Here is a 14,374-nt window from a genome sequence, read left to right as displayed (position 1 = left end):
AACCGGCCGCGTTCAGGCGGTTTTACTATTTATTGAAGCCGTTAAGGCTAGGTTTAAGACCGACTTCACGAGTGTCGCTTGGCTTGGAAAGGCCCGGCATTCACGCCAAGGGCGATCGGGATGGGCACGGCAAGGGGAACTTCCACCTGGAAGTCCGATATCGGATTCGCGTTGCTTGCCGCCTTGCTGCTGCTGGCGCTCGAGGTCCAGCAGGGATTCCCGCAACTGGCCAATCCGGCGGGCGACAATGACAGCCTGCTGCAATTGGTCGAAGTCCGCGACCTGCTGGCGGGCCAGGGCTGGTTCGACCTGCACCAGTACAGGATGGGTCTCGAAGGCGGCTTCGTCATGCACTGGTCGCGGCTGCTCGACGCGCCTCTGGCGCTGAGCATCCTTGCCGTTTCGGCCCTGACGGGCAGCACCGCCTTGGCCGAACAAATCGTGCAAATACTTTGGCCCGCGCTGCAGTTCTGGCTCGCGATCTTCCTGACCATCCGCGCCGCGCGCGCTTTCGCCGGCCCGTCCGCTGTGTTGCCCGCCGCCGTCGTCGGCGGGGCGGCCTTGTATTACATCGGGATTTTTTCTCCAGGCGCGCTCGATCATCACAATGTCCAGCTTATGCTGACGCTGGCGAGCCTCGCCTTGCTGCTCGAGGCGCCAACGCATCGGCCGGCTGCCCTCGTCGCGGGCATTTGCGCCACGCTGACCCTCGCCATCGGCATGGAAAGCGCGCCCTATGCCGGAGCCCTCGGCGCCGTCGTCGCGCTGTTGTTTCTCGGCAATCGGGAGGGTGAAAGGCTGATCGCCAGGGACTTCGGCCTCGGCGTCGCCGGCGCCTCGGCTCTCATCTTCGCCGCCACAGTCCCCGTTTCGTCCTGGGGCCAGGCCCAGTGCGACACGTTCTCGGTCGTGCAGTTCACCGTCACCGGGTTTGCCGGCGCCGGTTTGGCAATCATTGCTTCATGGAAGGCCGCGAACGCGACGGCCGCCCGGCGCCTGATGTCGTTTGGCCTGCTTGCCGTCGCTCTCGCTCTCGTCGTGGGGCTCGTGTTTCCGCAATGCCTGGCGGCGCCCTATGCTCATCTCGATCCGCGCCTGCAGCAGATGTGGCTCGGCTATATCGAGGAGGCGCAGTCGATCGTCCAGCTTGTCGCCGGCGATCCGGCCAGGGCGGTGGCGCGTTTTGCCACGCCATTGGTGGCGATCGTCCTGATGGCGCTCCGCTTCAGCCATGGCGGCTGGCGGCGGCAGGACAGCCTCGTCGCCGCGCTGCTGGTGGTGGCGCTTCTGGTCAGTGCCTGGGAAGTGCGCGGCTCGACCTTCTCCATCGCCTTCGCGGTGATCCCGCTTTCGGCCTGGATCGCCAAATGGCGGCAGCGGGCGGAGGTCAGCCCGTCCAGCGGTACCGTGCTCAGGATGGCCGCGGCCTGGCTGATCTCGGTCAACGCCATCTGGTCGGGCGCAGCTCAAGCGGCATCGAGCGCCTTCGCAACCGCTGCTCCCGCCAGGGACGCCGGCATCGATGCGCCCTGCAACAGCAAGGCTTCGTTCGCCGTGCTTGGCGCGATGGCCCCCACCACGGTGCTTGCCATCTCCAATCTTGGCTCGCCGATCCTCGCCTTTACCGGTCATCGCGTGTTCGCCGGGCCTTATCATCGCAACGTCGCCGGAAACCTGCTCGTGTTCGACGCCTTGCTGGGCTCGGCCACCGATGCGAAAGCCGTCGTCGAAAGCCACCATGTCGGCCTTGTCGCGCTCTGCCGCGGCAACCCGGAAAGCCGGCTGTTCACGGCCAGGGCGCCGGACGGTTTTCTGGCCGGTCTGATGCGCGGCAACGTGCCGGAATGGCTGGAGCCGGTGGCACAGATCAGGGGCAGCCCCCTGGAACTCTACCGCGTCCGGCTCGGCGGCTGATCCAACCGGCAGCCGCTACTCCTTCCGATACAAGATCATGCCGCCGTGATGCAGAACGCGGTTGACGAACGTGCCATCGGCGGTGAATCCGGTATCGTCCCAATAGTCGATGTGATTTCCCCGGACTTCGTAACGCCCCCGATACGCGCTTTCCCGGGTCCCACGCGCTTCGTCGTAGCGGCCATTTGGAAGCAGCTTGTGACGGACATGGCCATCGGCTGTCACCCACATGCCTGCATAGGGATGGCTTTGCGCTGGTTGAGCTATGATTTTCTGGTCGGTGTTCATCTGGGCGAGACCTGTCTGCACGGGAGCCGTACCAAAGAGAAACATGAGGGATGCAAGCAGGGAAAACGGCGTCACGGCTGCTACCTCGTGGCTGTCGGCCGAATGACGATCTCGTTGACATCGACATCGTCCGGCTGCTCGATGGCGAAGCGCACCGCGCGGCCGATCGCGTCCGGCTGCAAGGCTATCGCCCGGTAGGTCTTCATGGCTTCGGCCGCCACCGGATCGGTGATGGAATGGGCCAGTTCGCTCTCGACCACGCCCGGATGAATGCAGGTCACCCGAATGGCGTCGTTCTCCTGCCTGAGGCCAGCGGAAATCGCCCGCACCGCGTATTTGGTCGCGCAATAGACCGCTGCCGTCGGCGATACCGAGAGCGCGCCGACCGAAGCGATGTTGATGATGTGGCCGGAGCCTCGAGCGGTCATCTCCGGCAGCACCGCAGCGATTCCATGGAGCACACCCTTGATGTTGACATCGACCATGCGGTCCCATTCGTCGACCTTGAGCGAGGCCATCAGTGAAAGCGGCATCACGCCGGCATTGTTGACGATCACGTCGACGCCTCCCCAGGCTTGCCGCGCCGCCTCGGCAAAGGCAGCGACATCGTTACGGTTGGTGACATCGAGGCTGCGGAACCTGGCCTCCCCACCGTGCGCGGTGATCTCCTCGGCGAGCGCCTCCAGCCGGTCGGTGCGCCGCGCGCCAAGCATGACTTTCGCCCCGGCGGCGCCGAGTTCGCGGGCAATTCCCGCGCCGATTCCGCTGGATGCGCCGGTAATGAGGACGGTCTTGTCGAGGGGCATGCTTGTCTCCTGTTCCTGAATTGGCCGCAGTGTTGCGGCGGTTGCCAGGAAGATAGAAATGCCCCATTGTCGTGTTAAGACAGCCATTTCTCGACACTATGGAAAGCCACGCTAACCAATGGACTTCAACGCGCTCTCCGTTTTTGCGCTTGTCGCTGAGGAGCGGAGTTTTCGGGCCGCCGCCGACCGGCTGGGCGTCACCCGCTCGGCCGTCAGCCAGACGATCAGGCGGCTGGAAGAGACCATCGGCATAGCGCTTGTGCGGCGCACGACGCGCAGCGTCAGCCTCACCGAGGCGGGGGAGCGGCTCCACACCGAAATTGCGCCCGCTATCGCGGACATGCGTGCCGCGGTCGAGGCCACCGGCAGCTTGCGTGGGCGCCCGCGCGGGCAGTTGCGGCTCGCCGTTTCGTCGATCGCCGAGGGTTTCCTGTCAGGGCCGTTCCTGGCGGCCTTCGCCGAAGCCAATCCGGAGGTTCAGATCGACATCACGGTGACGGATGAGGAATTCGATATCGTTGCCCAGGGATACGATGCCGGCGTCAGACTGGGCGAAGTCATCGAGCAGGACATGATCGCGGTTCCCGTTGCCGGTGAGGAGCGGCAGTTGGCTGTCTGCGCACCAGCCTACCGCGATAGATTTGGAGAGCCTGCGCATCCGGGCGAGCTTGCGGCCCATCGTTGCATTGGCTGGCGTCCCGCTCCCGGGGTTGCGCCCTACCGGTGGGAATTCGCGGTCGATGGCAAGGAGTTCAGCGTCGCCGTCGCCCCGGAGATTACGACAAACGACATGGCGTTGATGATCAAGCTCGCTGTCGCCGGCGCCGGCATCACCTTCGGCATGGAACAAAGCTTCCGCCCTTGGCTCGACCGGGGCGAGCTGGTGCCCATCCTGGAGACCTACTGCCCACGCTTTGCCGGCTTCTATCTTTATTATCCGGGTCGTCGCAACCTGGCGCCGAAGCTGCGCGCCCTTGTCGATCACCTGCAGCGCTTCAGATAGCGTCATGGGATCGTTCGCGAGTCTCGAAAAATCGATTCAAGCGATACTTTTCCTAAAGGGTTTCCTGCCAGTCTCGAAATAAATTCCGACGACAAAAGCAGGGACGAGCAGGGACACCGATGCAAACTGTGTTTGGCACCGGTCAGGCAAACAGGGAAAGCACGGATCTGGCGTTCACCGATCCGTTGACCGGGCTTGGCAATCATCGCCGCTTCTTCGACAAGGTCGATCGCCTGATCAGCGACCGTGCCGAGGACCCCGCGCCCTTCACCGTCGGCATTCTCGACCTCGACGGCTTCAAGCCGATCAACGACCTGTTCGGCCACAAGGCCGGCGACGACATCCTGATCCAGGTCGCCATGCGGCTGCGCGCCTCGATGGACGGCCATTCGACGGTCTGCCGCATCGGCGCCGACGAATTCGCCTTCCTCTATCCCCTGGTATTCTCGGAAGAGGCGGCGGCGGAAAAATCCCGCATGCTGATCGAGATCCTGTCGGCGCCCTATGATGTCGGCGAACGCACCGCCAGGCTTTCCGCCTCGGTCGGCTGCTCGCTGTTCTATTCCGGCGACGAGACCACCGAAATCCTCATCAACAAGGCCGAAACGGCTCTTTACCATGCCAAGCGCTCCGGCCGTGGCCGCGTCGTCGTCTACACCCGCGAGATGGAAGAGGCCGCCAAGCGCGTCACCCGCATCGAGCAGGCGCTGCGCCGCGCCGTCTCCGCCGGCGAGGTGGAGCCGCATTTCCAGCCGATCGTCGACCTCACCACGCGCCGCACCATCGGCTTCGAGACGCTGGCGCGCTGGACCGACCGCGACCTCGGCGCGGTGCCGCCGACCGTCTTCATTCCGATCGCCGAGGAGCGCGGCATCATCGGCCCGCTGTCGCAGCTGGTGCTGCGCAAGGCGACGGAAGCCGCCAGGAGCTGGCCGAAGGACTTGTTCCTGTCCTTCAACCTGTCGCCCTCGCAGCTCGTCGACCAGAACACCGGCCTGCACATACTGGCGATCCTCGACCGCACCGGCTTCGATCCGCGTCGGCTGGAAATCGAGATCACCGAGACCGGCCTGATGAACGACCCTGCCTCGGCCGCGCAGATCGTCGAGGATCTGCGCCGTGTCGGCATCCGTGTCTCGCTCGACGATTTCGGCACCGGCCAGTCCTCGCTCGGCCGCCTGCGCGAGTTTCATTTCGACAAGCTCAAGATCGACCGCGCCTTCGTCTCCTCCATTCTCGACGACCGGCCGTCCGAACACATCATTCGGGCCATTCTCGCCATGTGCGAAGGGCTCGGCATGGACGTGGTCGCCGAAGGCATCGAAGAGGAAGCGCAGGCCGACCGGCTGGTCCAGTTCGGTTGCGCCGGCGGGCAGGGCTATCTCTTTGGCAAGCCGGCCGATGCCGACGCTACATTGGGCTACCTCCGCGATTCCTTCCGTGGCGCCTTGCGCGCCAAGGCGATCTGAGCGGCGAAATTCGGCGCTGCCGGCCAAGCGGCGATGCCGCCTGGCCGGTCTCGCGCCATCGCCAGGCTTTTTTGTCCGACATAAGCCCGAAATAGCGTCTTTTCGCCCTTGCCCGCCGGACGTGTCTGGCTAGGATGCGCGCCGGTTGACCCGGGAGACGAAACTCATGATGCCATCGGCGCGTTTTGCCGACCTCGAAGGCGCTTCGGTGCTGATCACCGGCGGCGGCTCCGGCATCGGCGCGGCGTTGACCGAAGGGTTCGTGCGCCAGGGCGCCAAGGTCGCCTTCCTCGATATCGCCGACGCGCCGAGCACCGCGCTCGCCGACCGCATCGAGAAGGAGCTCGGCCACCGACCGCTCTACCTCAAGACCGATCTGCGCGACGTCGAGGCGCTGCGCGCCTCTGCGGCAAGGGCCGCCGACGCGCATGGCGACGTCACCGTGCTGGTCAACAATGCCGCCTGGGACGAACGCCATGCCGTCGAGGACGTTACCGTCGAGTTCTGGGACAACAACCTCGCCATCAACCTGCGACCGCATTTCTTCACCGCGCAGGCCGTGGCACCAGGCATGAAGCGGGCCGGCGGCGGCTCGATCATCAATTTCACCTCGACCTCCTACCTGATCAACCATCCAGACATGCCGGCCTATACCGCCGCCAAGGCGGGCATACTCGGCCTCACCAAGGGGTTGGCCGGCAAGCTTGGTCCCGACCGCATCCGCGTCAACGCCGTCGCGCCCGGCTGGGTGATCACCGAGCGGCAGCAGGAGCGCTGGGTGACCGAACAGGCGCTTGCCGCCCATGTCGCCAAGCAATGCATCAGGGACGTCATGCGGCCGGACGACATGGTCGGCACGGTGCTGTTCCTGGCCTCGGACGCCTCGCGCATGCTGACCGCGCAAATGCTGATCGTCGATGGAGGCTTCCTATGAGCCCAGCCAGCAACGTTCCGGCGGTCGCCGCACTCGATTGGGGCACGACCCGGCTTCGGGCCTGGCTGATCGACGGCGGCGGCAAGGTGCTTGCCGAGCGTCGCGGCGACGATGGCCTGATCACCGCGCGCGAAAAGGGCTTCGCCAACGTCCTGGAGGGCCATCTGGCGGCGATGGGCGCGCCGGAGGCATTGCCCGTCATCATCTGCGGCATGGCCGGTTCCCGCCAGGGCTGGCTGGAGGCGCCCTATGTCAGCGTGCCGTCGCCGCTCGGCGCCATTCTCGGCGGCGCCGCCCGGGTGCCTGATCAGAAACGCGACATCCGCATCGTTCCCGGCCTTGCCCAGCATCTGGCCGACGCGCCCGACGTCATGCGCGGCGAGGAGACGCAGCTTGCCGGCGCCGGCCTGCCGGCCAGGGGCCGCGAACTGGTCTGCATGCCCGGCACCCATTCGAAATGGGTGCAGGTCGAGGACGGCGCCGTCGCCGGCTTCGGCACCTGGCCGACGGGCGAGCTGTTTTCCGTGCTTGCCGCGCACTCGATCCTGCGCCATTCGCTGGGCGAACACCCCAGCCCGGTTGCCCCGGACAATCCGTTCTTCCGCCGCTGGTGCGAAACAGCACTGGGCGAGGGTGGTGACGTCACCTCGCGGCTGTTTGCCATCCGCGCTGCCGGCCTGCTCCAGGATCTCAAGGCCGATGATGCGGCCGCCTGCCTGTCCGGCCTGCTGATCGGCGGCGAGATCGCCTCTGCCCGGCGCCGTCATGGCGCCGGCGCGACATCGGTCGTGCTGGTTGCCTCGGGCGCGCTGGCGGTACTTTACCAGACTGCGCTCGGCCTTGCCGGGCTAGGTGTGCGGACAGTCGACGCCGACGAAGCAGTACGCGCCGGGCTGATCGAGGCCGCGCGGGAGAATGGCATGATTGCCAGAAGTGGAGCCGCCATATGAGCCAGACCGCACCCTTTCCAAAACTCAAGCGCGGCCTGGTCGCTATCCTGCGCGGCCTCAAGCCCACTGAGGCGATCGCCATGGGCCAGGCGCTGTTCGACGCCGGCATCGAGGCCATAGAGGTGCCGCTGAACTCGCCCGAGCCGTTCTCGTCGATCGCCAGGATTGTCGAAGTGCTGCCGAAAACCGCCCTGGTCGGCGCCGGCACGGTGCTTACGGCCGCCGACGTCGACAATCTTCACCAGGCCGGCGGCCGATTGCTGGTCAGCCCCAACATCGATGCCGAGGTGATGGGCCGCGCCAGGACATACGGCATGGTCACCATGCCCGGCGTGTTTACCCCCACGGAAGCGTTCCAGGCGATCCGGCTCGGCGCCTCGGCGCTGAAATTCTTTCCCGCCAGCGTGCTCGGCGCATCGGGCATTTCCGCGATCCGGGCCGTGCTACCGGCGCAGACGCTGGTCGGCGCGGTCGGCGGCGTTTCGGACAAGGACTTTGCCGGCTACAAGGCGGTTGGTGTGACGGTCTTCGGGCTTGGCTCCAGCCTGTTCAAGCCAGGCATGAGCGTCGACGACGTGGCGGCGCGCGCTCACGCCGCCGTCGCTGCCTGGGACGTAGCATTCGGAGACGCATGATGAACGAGGTTTCGGTTTTTTCCGATCATGTCTGCGAGCTCGGCGAAGGGCCAAGCTACGATCCCGCCACCGACGCGCTGTTCTGGTTCGATATCGTCAACGGCCAGCTCCTGGAAAAGCCCGTGGCCGGTGGTGCGCTGAAGATCCACGAGCTTGGCCAGATGGCGAGCGCCATCGCCATAATCGATGACAAGCGCCAGCTGATCGCCACCGAGACCGGCCTCTTCGTCCGCGACGTCGCGACCGGCCAGATGACGCTGCATACGCCTGTCGAGGCGGACAACCCTCTTACCCGGTCCAACGATTCCCGTGTCCATCCCTGCGGCGCCCTGTGGATGGGGACGATGGGCAAGAGCGAGGCAAAGGGCGCCGGTGCGATCTACTGGTTCTTCAGGGGTGAACTGCGCAAGCTGTTCTCCGGCATCACCGTGTCGAACTCGATTTGTTTCTCCGGGGATGGCGCGCTCGCCTATTACACCGACACCTCGACCGGCCTGCTGATGCGCGTCGCCTGCGATCCCGCGAGCGGCCTGCCCTCTGGAGAACCAAAAGTGTTCGTCGACCATCGCTCGTCCAAGGGCTATGTCGACGGATCGGTCGTCGACCGCGACGGCGTGCTGTGGAACGCCGTCTGGAGCGGCAAGGCGGTCAAGGCCTATTCGCCCGACGGAACATTGCTGCGCGAAGTTGCGATGCCGGTGACGCAGCCCTCGTGCCCGGCCTTTGTCGGCAGGAACGCCGACCGGCTGGCGGTGACGTCAGCCTGGAAGGGCAAGGACGACAAGCAGCGCCAGCTCGACCCGCAGGCCGGCATGACGTTCGTCCTCGACATCAAGGTCAACGGCCGCTTCGAACCACGCGTGCTGATCGCCTGAACAGGCCGGGCGATTGGCTCCGCGCATATCTATCGTGGTGCTGTCACGCAGGCGTCCGGCTTGAGTCGGTTTCGCGAAAGCCGTTTGCGTCGGCCGTGCGATGCTGGGTGATCGCACCGCCGGGAATGTTCGTCTCATGTCGAGTCACAAGCCAAAGCTGATCCTCGTCCACGAGCCGGAGAAGGCCTGCTTCGACCGCCTGGCCGCCGACGGTCACGCACCGCAGCGCGCGGCCGAGATATCGTCCTATCTGGCGCAATCGACCGACCTCGCCCCCGAATTCGACGCGCTGGCCGCCGCCTGTGGCAGGCGTGGCATTGCCTTCGCGGCGGTGGAACTGGACCATGCCGCGAGCGCGCTTCCCGAAGCCGATCCTTCCACGACGCTGGTCTGGACGCTGACCGACGGCATCGCCTATTTCCGTGGCGGCGCCGCACCCGCGCTGGCGCGGCTCAACGGAATGAGGACGATCGGAGCGGACGATGCGCTGTTCGCGCTCTGCCAGGACAAGTTCCGCTCCGGCGCCGTGCTTGGCGCGCTCGGCCTGCCGGTGCCGCCGGCGGGTTTTGCGCGCAATGGCGAATGGCTGGTCGAGCCGCCGGCCTCGTCCGCCGGCTGGTTCGTCAAGCCCAACAGGCTCGGCGCCAAGATCGGTATCTGGCCGGATTCGCGCGTAACCGATCTCGGTCACGCGCTGGAGCTTAGCCGGCGTGTTTTCGCGGCCTATCGCGATGATGTCGTCGTCCAGCCCTATGTCGCGGGCCGCAATGTGCGCGCCAGCTTCCTCGGGCTGACGCCGCAAACCGGTGCCGAGGCGCTTGGCATCGCCTTTGTCGAGTCAGGCGCGGATTTCCAGACCATGGCCGACAGCCTGGCGCTTTATGGCGACACCGGCGAGGCCGCGAAGGCCGCCGGGCATTATGCCGAACCCGAACTCACTCCGGTCGCGGACAGCCAGCCGGTGGCCGATGCCGGAATCCGCGCGATTGCAAAACGGTTGATGGACGGGCTCGGCCTGCGGGACGTGTTTTCCGTCGACCTGCGCGTCGAGGCCGACGATACGGTTCATCTCATCGAGTTCGAGGTCTGCCCCGGCCTGCCGTGCTTCGATTTCCGCGCTTATTGCCGCCAGCAATGGGGGCTGGAACTCGTCGACGCGATGGCGGAAACCGCGGCGAACAGGTTCTTTCGCTAGACCCCTTCCACCAGCACGATCTCGCCGTCGGCCACCTTCTGGCGGATCGCCACTGCGCGTTGATATTCCGGCGAATGGTAGCAGTCATGCGCGGCGGCGAGCGATTCGAACTCGATGAGCACATTGCGCGCGCGGCCGGGGCCCTCGGCTTTCTCATGCTCGCCGCCACGGGCCAGGAATTTCGCGCCGAAGCGCTCGAAAGCCGGCTTCGCCGCCGCGACGTAATCCTTGTAGCCTTCCGCGTCGCGCACATCGACGCGGGCGATCCAGTATCCCTTGGGCATTCTTCTTCTCCCTATTCCTTACGCCGAGCGCATTTCGTCGAGGATGGCTTCAGCCGCCGCGCGTCTGTCCGCCGCAGCGACGATCGGGCGCCCGACGACCAGGTGGCTGGAGCCGCTGCGAATGGCTTGCGCAGGTGTCATCACGCGCTTCTGGTCGCCATGATCGCTGCCTACGGGGCGTATGCCGGGTGTCACCACCGCCATGTCGGGGCCGACGATGCGGCGCACCGCTTCGGCCTCCGCGGCCGAGCAGACGATGCCGCCCATGCCGGCATGCAGCGCCTGTTCCGAGCGCCTCAGCACCAGCGTGTGCGGGTCATATTCATAACCGGCATCGATCATGTCCTGCTCATCCATCGAGGTCAGGACGCTGACGGCAAGCAGGCAAAGCTCGCTGCCGCGCGCTGCCTCCACCGCCGCCTGCATCGCCTTGGGATAAGCATGTATGGTCAGCATGGTCATGCCCATCTTGACGATGTTCTCGACGCCTTTGGCCACCGTGTGGTCGATGTCGAGCAGCTTCATGTCGAGGAAGATTTTCGTTCCGCCGCTGGCCAGCTCCCTGGCGAAGTCGAGCCCGCCGGCAAAGGCCAGCTGATAGCCAATCTTGTAGAAGGAGACGACACCGTCGAGCTCGCGCACCGCCTGCTCGGCCTCCGTCACGGTCGGCACGTCGAGGCCGACGATCAATCTTTCCTGCATGGATTTGGCCTGCATGGGGTGAGCCTGCATGGTAGCGGCAGTCACGCCTCGACCCTGGTCGACAGCATGCGTGAGGTTTCGATCAGCGTGCGGCATAGGTGCTCCATCGATTTGTGCAGTCTTTCGTCACGGAAATGGCCGTCCCCATCGAAGGCGTCGCCACCCTCCGGCACCGAGCATTCCGGCGTCACCACCTCCATCCGGCAACGCACCAGCACGGCGCGCAGATGATTGATGCAGCGGATGCCGGCAAAATGGCCTTTGGAGGACGAGCAGAGGCCGGCGACCTTGCCGGCAAGCGGCCTGACCGTCTGGCCGCCATCCCGTCGCACCCGGCTCACCCAGTCGATCGTGTTCTTGAGCAACGGCGGGATGGAGCCGTTATATTCAGGCGTCGCGATCAGCAGCCCATCATGGACGGCGATCAATCGCGCCAGCTTCTGGGCGTTTTCAGGGATGCCATTTTCCTTTTCCAGGTCCTCGTCGAGGATCGGCAAGGGATAATCGGCGAGCGAAATGCGGGTCACCTCGGCGCCTTGCACCGCAAGTTCCTTCTGCGCCACGTCGGCGGTCCTGCCGCTATAGGCGCCGCTGCGCACCGAGCCGGCGAAGACGAGGATTTTCGGGATGATCGGCATCGAGTCTCCCATGCTGTCGCGGCAGCTATAGGCGATGCACGGACTGAATCAAATAGCCAAGCTCATATTGTTGCCGCTAGACACGGAGGCGCATCATGGACGTCGGAGGCGCGGCGATTTCAAAGTTCAGTATCGGCGGGGTACTCTAGTTCAAAGACCGCTTGGATGACTGCTTGCCTACCTTTTGCCGATCTCACGGACATGGCCATCCACATCCGTCCGCCATCTTTCGAGGCAACAAGAATCTGAAAAGGCTGTCCTTTATAGGAACCACCAGAGTCAGAACCCCATCGCCCTTCTCCCCTCGCGAATCGACCGCCAGCCTGGTCTGGAACAACTGTTGCCGTCCATCCGTTATTCGCTGTCACCAAAAGCGCATTACCGTGCTGCTCAATCGATACACGACAACTGTCACAAGCCCCGGCATTCGAGGCGACTTGTCGCCACTGTCCTCGAAGCGAGATGGGCTCGGCGGCCAATGGCGCCGTTGCCAGAAATACAGAAAAAAACAACAATAGGGAATATACGAGGCGCAAGGGTAGCTCCTTATGCATCCGGAGCCCCGCTATACCGATCAGCAGTTTCTCTATACCTGCAATTAAATATCAAATGATATCGAACGGCGATAAATCACCAATTCGTTTTCCCGGCGAAGCAGGCGGGATACTGGGCGAGAATCCGCGTCAATCGCCGCTGCCGCGCCTGTAGATCCACAGCTGCGTCGGCGGGATGTTGCGGAAGATGAAGTCGAAATGCTTGACCGTGTAGTCGCCGCGGCCGGCCGGGATCGGCGACATCGGACCATAGGTCAGCTGCACGATCGGCCGTCCGGCCGGGATGCGGTCGAGCAGGCTTTCGATATAGGCGATGCGCTGGGCGACCGGGAAGTTGAGCAGCGGCACGCCGGAAACGACGCTATCGAAGATCATCCCGCTTCTCTCGCCAAGCGTGGCGTTGAGGTTGAAGGCATCGCCCTCGATGACGTTGACGCCGGGATAGAGCTGGCGCAGGTGGCGCACGAAATCGGTGGAATATTCGACCGCGTAGAGGTTTTCAGGCCGCACGCCCTGGGCGAGGATGGCGCGGGTGATGACCCCGGTACCGGGACCGACCTCGAGCACCGGCAGTCCGGACTTCGGGTTGACGATCGAAGCCATCTTGCGTGCGGTGATCGAACTGGTCGGAACGATGGAGCCGACCGTCTTCGGCTTGTCGATCCAGCCCTTGAAGAATTTGAGTTCGTCGTCGAACTTCTCGGCAAACGCCTTCCGCAGTCCGTGACCACGTGCCATGCAAGCTCTCCTCAGCGCTCCCCTTGGAAGCTACTTAACACCTGGGTGACGCAAGGCAAGGCGCTGCCCTGCCTGTGTCGTGGATAAGATAGCTTTGGTCGCGTCTCAACGCTCGCCGAAAGATTCGAAAAAGTCCTTCATGCGGGCGAAAAAGCCGCTCGATTGGGGCGAATTGTCCTGCGAGGAGAGTTGTTCGAACTCCTCCAGCAATTCGCGCTGGCGGCGCGACAGGTTCTGCGGCGTCTCGACCGCGGTCTGGATGTAGAGGTCGCCGACATTGGGTTGGCGCAACACCGGCATGCCCTTGCCCTTGAGGCGGAACTGGCGTCCGTTCTGCGTACCTTCGGTCACCTTCACCTTGGTCTGGGTACCGTCGAGCGTCGTCACCTCGAACGAGCCGCCAAGGGCTGCCGTCGTCATCGAGATCGGCACCTTGCAATAGAGATCGGCGCCGTCGCGCTGGAAGAATTCGTGTGGCTTGACGGCCAGGAAGATATAGAGGTCGCCCGACGGCCCGCCGCGCAGCCCGGCCTCGCCCTCATTGGCAAGGCGGATGCGGGTGCCGTCCTCGATGCCGGCCGGGATGTTGACCGACAGCGAGCGTTCCTCGGTGACGCGGCCTTGGCCGGCGCATTTCGGGCACGGATCCTTGATCGTCTGGCCGCGCCCCTGGCATTGCGGGCAGGTCCGCTCGATCGAGAAAAAGCCCTGCGTGGCGCGCACCTTGCCGTGGCCGTTGCACATCGAGCAGGTGACCGGCTGGGTGCCGGGCTTCGCGCCGCTGCCCGAGCATTCCGTGCAGGATATCGAAGCTGGCACGCGGATTTGCGCGGTCTTGCCCGCGAAGGCTTCCTCCAGCGAGATTTCCATGTTGTAGCGCAGGTCGGCGCCGCGCTCGCGGCCGCCGGAAGAGCGGCGCTGGCGGCCGCCCATCATGTCGCCGAAAATATCCTCGAAGATATCGGCAAAGCCGCCCGCACCAAAGCCCTGCGCGCCATTCATGCCGCCCTGCTCGAAGGCGGCGTGGCCGAAACGGTCATAGGCCGCGCGCTTCTGCGGGTCCTTCAGCGTCTCGTAGGCTTCATTGATTTCCTTGAACTTGTGCTCGCAGGAATGATCGCCGGGGTTGCGGTCGGGATGGAACTGCATGGCGAGCTTGCGAAAAGCGCTCTTGAGCTCCTTGTCGTCGGCGCCCTTTTGCACGCCCAGCGTTTCGTAGAAATCAGCTTTCATTTTTTCCCGCAGTTCCGGATCAACGTCTTGATGCATGGTGTGCGTCGTTTGCCGGCACGTTGTTCGATTTAGGAGCGGTGCTGCCCGTATGCTAGGGCCGGCGCGAACTTGTCCGTGGTTTTCGGTGATTTTTTCGGCAGCGCTCGCATTTTTTTC

15 protein-coding genes are annotated in these 14,374 nt (G+C 64.5%); 8 read left to right on the top strand and 7 right to left on the bottom strand.

The window, feature by feature from the left end:
* Positions 1-78: 78 nt before the first annotated feature.
* Entirely contained in the window at positions 79-1,914 is a 1,836-nt protein-coding gene (locus tag O7A70_RS14945; protein ID WP_337141035.1) for a GtrA family protein, read from the top strand.
* A 15-nt stretch (positions 1,915-1,929) separates the two neighbouring features.
* Here the strand turns inward: O7A70_RS14945 and O7A70_RS14940 are convergent, their stop codons facing one another.
* Together O7A70_RS14940 and O7A70_RS14935 are read right to left on the bottom strand one after the other, a co-directional pair.
* Positions 1,930-2,247, bottom strand: coding sequence for an Atu4866 domain-containing protein (locus O7A70_RS14940; protein WP_337141254.1), 318 nt, complete (start codon positions 2,245-2,247; stop codon positions 1,930-1,932).
* Positions 2,248-2,282: 35 nt separating this feature from the next.
* Positions 2,283-3,008, bottom strand: a complete 726-nt coding sequence (locus O7A70_RS14935; RefSeq protein ID WP_337141034.1) for an SDR family oxidoreductase — start codon at positions 3,006-3,008, stop codon at positions 2,283-2,285.
* Between the two features lie 118 nt (positions 3,009-3,126).
* Between O7A70_RS14935 and O7A70_RS14930 the strand changes: the two genes are divergently transcribed.
* The 7 genes from O7A70_RS14930 (at position 3,127) to O7A70_RS14900 (ending at position 10,069) form a co-directional block, all read left to right on the top strand.
* A complete protein-coding gene (locus O7A70_RS14930; protein ID WP_337141033.1) occupies positions 3,127-4,011 on the top strand; it encodes a LysR family transcriptional regulator in 885 nt (294 codons plus the stop codon).
* A gap of 119 nt (positions 4,012-4,130) precedes the next feature.
* Entirely contained in the window at positions 4,131-5,480 is a 1,350-nt protein-coding gene (locus O7A70_RS14925) for a putative bifunctional diguanylate cyclase/phosphodiesterase (RefSeq protein WP_337141032.1), read from the top strand.
* 166 nt (positions 5,481-5,646) lie between these two features.
* Positions 5,647-6,414 carry an SDR family NAD(P)-dependent oxidoreductase gene (locus O7A70_RS14920; RefSeq protein WP_337141031.1) on the top strand — a complete coding sequence of 256 codons (768 nt, stop codon included), beginning with the start codon at positions 5,647-5,649 and terminating at the stop codon, positions 6,412-6,414.
* The gene (locus O7A70_RS14915) at positions 6,411-7,364 is read left to right on the top strand and encodes a 2-dehydro-3-deoxygalactonokinase (protein ID WP_337141030.1); all 954 of its coding nucleotides are present in this window, start codon (positions 6,411-6,413) and stop codon (positions 7,362-7,364) included. The genes O7A70_RS14920 and O7A70_RS14915 overlap by 4 nt, the downstream gene beginning before the upstream one ends.
* On the top strand, positions 7,361-7,999 hold the full coding sequence (locus O7A70_RS14910; RefSeq protein ID WP_337141029.1) for a 2-dehydro-3-deoxy-6-phosphogalactonate aldolase: 639 nt from the start codon (positions 7,361-7,363) through the stop codon (positions 7,997-7,999). The genes O7A70_RS14915 and O7A70_RS14910 overlap by 4 nt, the downstream gene beginning before the upstream one ends.
* Positions 7,999-8,874, top strand: a complete 876-nt coding sequence (locus O7A70_RS14905; protein ID WP_337141028.1) for an SMP-30/gluconolactonase/LRE family protein — start codon at positions 7,999-8,001, stop codon at positions 8,872-8,874. The genes O7A70_RS14910 and O7A70_RS14905 overlap by 1 nt, the downstream gene beginning before the upstream one ends.
* Before the next feature lie 136 nt (positions 8,875-9,010).
* The gene (locus O7A70_RS14900) at positions 9,011-10,069 is read left to right on the top strand and encodes a D-alanine:D-lactate ligase-like protein (protein ID WP_337141027.1); all 1,059 of its coding nucleotides are present in this window, start codon (positions 9,011-9,013) and stop codon (positions 10,067-10,069) included.
* Here O7A70_RS14900 and O7A70_RS14895 read toward each other — a convergent pair.
* The 5 genes from O7A70_RS14895 to dnaJ form a co-directional block, all read right to left on the bottom strand.
* The gene (locus tag O7A70_RS14895; protein ID WP_337141026.1) at positions 10,066-10,353 is read right to left on the bottom strand and encodes a DUF1330 domain-containing protein; all 288 of its coding nucleotides are present in this window, start codon (positions 10,351-10,353) and stop codon (positions 10,066-10,068) included. The genes O7A70_RS14900 and O7A70_RS14895 overlap by 4 nt on opposite strands.
* An 18-nt stretch (positions 10,354-10,371) precedes the next feature.
* Positions 10,372-11,085 carry an orotidine-5'-phosphate decarboxylase gene (gene pyrF, locus O7A70_RS14890; RefSeq protein ID WP_337141252.1) on the bottom strand — a complete coding sequence of 238 codons (714 nt, stop codon included), beginning with the start codon at positions 11,083-11,085 and terminating at the stop codon, positions 10,372-10,374.
* An 11-nt stretch (positions 11,086-11,096) separates the two neighbouring features.
* Positions 11,097-11,693: an NADPH-dependent FMN reductase gene (locus O7A70_RS14885; RefSeq protein ID WP_337141025.1), complete on the bottom strand. Its 597-nt coding sequence runs from the start codon at positions 11,691-11,693 to the stop codon at positions 11,097-11,099.
* A gap of 683 nt (positions 11,694-12,376) precedes the next feature.
* Positions 12,377-12,985: a phospholipid N-methyltransferase PmtA gene (pmtA, locus tag O7A70_RS14880; protein WP_027142509.1), complete on the bottom strand. Its 609-nt coding sequence runs from the start codon at positions 12,983-12,985 to the stop codon at positions 12,377-12,379.
* Positions 12,986-13,090: 105 nt separating this feature from the next.
* Entirely contained in the window at positions 13,091-14,218 is a 1,128-nt protein-coding gene (gene dnaJ, locus O7A70_RS14875) for a molecular chaperone DnaJ (RefSeq protein WP_140715790.1), read from the bottom strand.
* Positions 14,219-14,374 lie beyond the last annotated feature (156 nt).

Origin of the sequence: Mesorhizobium sp. Cs1299R1N1 (assembly GCF_037179655.1) — a bacterium.
In the GTDB taxonomy this organism is placed as follows: Bacteria; Pseudomonadota; Alphaproteobacteria; order Rhizobiales; family Rhizobiaceae; genus Mesorhizobium; species Mesorhizobium salmacidum.
Note: the sequence above shows the minus strand (reverse complement) of the source record. Positions and strands in the feature narration are given on the sequence as shown.

Coding starts and splice junctions, on each gene's coding strand:
- O7A70_RS14940 (WP_337141254.1), bottom strand. CDS start 2,247: ATGTTTCTCTTTGGTACGGCTCCCGTGCAGACAGGTCTCGCCCAGATG.
- O7A70_RS14935 (WP_337141034.1), bottom strand. CDS start 3,008: ATGCCCCTCGACAAGACCGTCCTCATTACCGGCGCATCCAGCGGAATC.
- O7A70_RS14930 (WP_337141033.1), top strand. CDS start 3,127: ATGGACTTCAACGCGCTCTCCGTTTTTGCGCTTGTCGCTGAGGAGCGG.
- O7A70_RS14925 (WP_337141032.1), top strand. CDS start 4,131: ATGCAAACTGTGTTTGGCACCGGTCAGGCAAACAGGGAAAGCACGGAT.
- O7A70_RS14920 (WP_337141031.1), top strand. CDS start 5,647: ATGATGCCATCGGCGCGTTTTGCCGACCTCGAAGGCGCTTCGGTGCTG.
- O7A70_RS14915 (WP_337141030.1), top strand. CDS start 6,411: ATGAGCCCAGCCAGCAACGTTCCGGCGGTCGCCGCACTCGATTGGGGC.
- O7A70_RS14910 (WP_337141029.1), top strand. CDS start 7,361: ATGAGCCAGACCGCACCCTTTCCAAAACTCAAGCGCGGCCTGGTCGCT.
- O7A70_RS14905 (WP_337141028.1), top strand. CDS start 7,999: ATGAACGAGGTTTCGGTTTTTTCCGATCATGTCTGCGAGCTCGGCGAA.
- O7A70_RS14900 (WP_337141027.1), top strand. CDS start 9,011: ATGTCGAGTCACAAGCCAAAGCTGATCCTCGTCCACGAGCCGGAGAAG.
- O7A70_RS14895 (WP_337141026.1), bottom strand. CDS start 10,353: ATGCCCAAGGGATACTGGATCGCCCGCGTCGATGTGCGCGACGCGGAA.
- pyrF (WP_337141252.1), bottom strand. CDS start 11,085: ATGCAGGCTCACCCCATGCAGGCCAAATCCATGCAGGAAAGATTGATC.
- O7A70_RS14885 (WP_337141025.1), bottom strand. CDS start 11,693: ATGCCGATCATCCCGAAAATCCTCGTCTTCGCCGGCTCGGTGCGCAGC.
- pmtA (WP_027142509.1), bottom strand. CDS start 12,985: ATGGCACGTGGTCACGGACTGCGGAAGGCGTTTGCCGAGAAGTTCGAC.
- dnaJ (WP_140715790.1), bottom strand. CDS start 14,218: ATGAAAGCTGATTTCTACGAAACGCTGGGCGTGCAAAAGGGCGCCGAC.